This is a genomic window from Nereida sp. (genome assembly GCF_965655635.1).
Lineage (GTDB): Bacteria > Pseudomonadota > Alphaproteobacteria > Rhodobacterales > Rhodobacteraceae > Nereida.
The window spans coordinates 1-2403 of record NZ_CBFHHE010000064.1 but is presented as its reverse complement, the minus strand read 5'-3'; the positions used below and the strand labels follow the sequence as shown (position 1 = coordinate 2403).

At 54.6% G+C, this 2403-nt stretch carries 2 protein-coding genes; both read right to left on the bottom strand.

The features are described from left to right. A partial coding sequence (sufB, locus tag ACTF5M_RS11340; protein WP_438961072.1) for a Fe-S cluster assembly protein SufB occupies nucleotides 1-1415 on the bottom strand: 1415 nt, incomplete at its 3' end. Between the two features lie 69 nt (nucleotides 1416-1484). Then, nucleotides 1485-2403, bottom strand: a 919-nt coding sequence (locus tag ACTF5M_RS11335; RefSeq protein ID WP_438961071.1) for a cysteine desulfurase family protein, incomplete at its 5' end; no start/stop codon positions are given.

The window sequence follows — 2403 nt, the reverse complement described above, 5'->3', positions numbered from 1 at the left end:
AAACCATTCACGACCAATGCAACCGCCTCTTCCTCGTCCATACCGCGCTGGCGGCAATAAAAGAGCTGCTCATCATCTACTTTTGATGTGGTCGCTTCATGCTCAACACGGCTCGAGTTGTTCTTCACCTCGATATACGGCACCGTGTGAGCACCACATTTATCGCCGATCAGAAGGCTGTCGCACTGGGTATAGTTGCGTGAATTCTTCGCTTTAGGGTGCATCGAAACCAAACCGCGATAGGTATTCTGCGCCTTGCCCGCACTGATCCCTTTCGACACGATCCGTGACTTGGTGTTTTTGCCCAAGTGAACCATCTTTGTGCCGGTGTCAGCCTGCTGCATGTTGTTAGCAATCGCGATGGAGTAAAACTCACCTTGCGTCTCGTTGCCGCGCAAAATGCAACTTGGGTATTTCCAAGTCACAGCAGAGCCGGTCTCAACCTGCGTCCACATCACTTTTGCTCGGTCGCCACGACAATCGGCGCGCTTGGTCACAAAGTTGTAGATGCCGCCTTTGCCGTCTTCGTCACCGGGGTACCAGTTCTGAACGGTCGAGTATTTTACTTCCGCGTCTTCCTCGATAACAATCTCAACAACGGCAGCGTGCAACTGCGCTGTGTCACGTTGTGGCGCCGTACACCCTTCCAAATAAGACACGTATGAGCCTTTGTCCGCAATGATCAGCGTCCGCTCAAACTGCCCTGTGTTTTCGGCATTGATCCGGAAATAAGTGCTCAGCTCCATCGGGCAACGCACACCCGGCGGCACATAAACAAACGAACCATCCGAGAACACTGCAGAATTGAGCGTCGCGTAATAGTTGTCACTAACAGGAACGACAGAGCCGAGGTACTTTTTAACCAACTCTGGGTGCTCACGAATGGCCTCCGAGATGGAGCAGAAAATCACACCAGCTTTTGCAAGCTCATCCTTGAACGTTGTGCCAACAGAAACACTGTCAAACACCGCATCCACAGCCACTTTACGCTCTTCTTCCGGTGCTTCTACACCAGCGAGCAGCGCCTGTTCCTTCAATGGAATGCCCAGCTTTTCGTATGTGGCCAACAGCTTTGGATCGACCTCATCAAGTGACTTGGGCTTTTCCACCATGCTTTTCGGGCGCGCGTAATAGTACTGGTCCTGAAAATCGATTTTAGGATAGCTCACCATCGCCCACTCAGGCTCGGTCATCTTTTCCCACCGCTCAAAGGCCTGTAAACGCCATTCGGTCATCCACTCGGGCTCTTCGTTCTTTTCAGAGATCAGCTTGACGATACCAGTGTTCACGCCCTTGGGCGCGTATTCCATCTCGATATCCGTGTTCCAGCCGTATTTATAGGCCCCCGACAGCTCTTTGACTGCATCCACAGTTTCCTGATCGACGCCGTCTTTGACTTCCACATCCAAGCTCATCTCTGTTTCCCTTCCTATGGCCCCGTTTGGCACTCTGTTTTCAGCGCGCCCCCACGGGACTTTCGTCATTCATGCAGCGCGGGCGCGCCACTTTTGTTCTGCTTTCAACCACGCCTGCGCAAACCGCAGCACCTGATCTTCTGTTGTCTCCGGCCCAAGCGAGACACGGATCGCCGAGCTAGCCTCGGTCTCTGAGTAGCCCATCGCCTGCAACACACCGCTGGCGCGGACTTTGCCGCTGCTGCACGCACTACCGGCAGAAACCGCAAACCCAGCAAGATCCATCGCCATGACCTGCGTCTCACCCTTCCAGCCGGACGTGATGAAGCAACTCGTGTTGGGCAACCGTTCAAAACCTTTCCCGACACAAATAGTCTGGTTAGCACCGGACGCAAGGGAGTTTTCTAGAATAATTCTAAGTTCTGCAATCCGCTCCCAAACACCGTCGGCTAAATCACGCGCCGCCGCCTCGGCCGCAGCTCCGAAGCCAGCGATCCCGATTACGTTTTCCGTACCAGACCGCCGCCCCATTTCTTGGCCGCCGCCCTTAATTTGCGTTTGCAGGTCAGTCCCTTGCGGGAACACAACAGCGCCGACGCCTTTGGGACCACCAAGTTTATGACCGGACACCAGCCCCATTCGGATGCCAGTCCAGTCAAAGGCAAGCGGCAGCTTCCCGAACCCTTGGGTCAAATCACTCGCCGCAAGACCAGATGGCAAGTTTTGGATCACACCAGTTTCAGAGTTGGCAATCTGAACACATGATTGCGCGGCGTCAGACACCTGAACCTGCCCCTCTTTCAGGGCCAAATCCGGCGTGATCCAAGCCGCAACCGCGTCATGCTCAACCGGTGCTGCGTGCAAATCCCTCCCTGCAAGCGCAAGTGCGGCGCTTTCTGTGGCAGACGACGTAAAAACAATATCACTGCCCGCCGCACCAAGTGCATCACTGATCTGTTGGCGGGCGCGCTCTACAATCGCTTTGGCT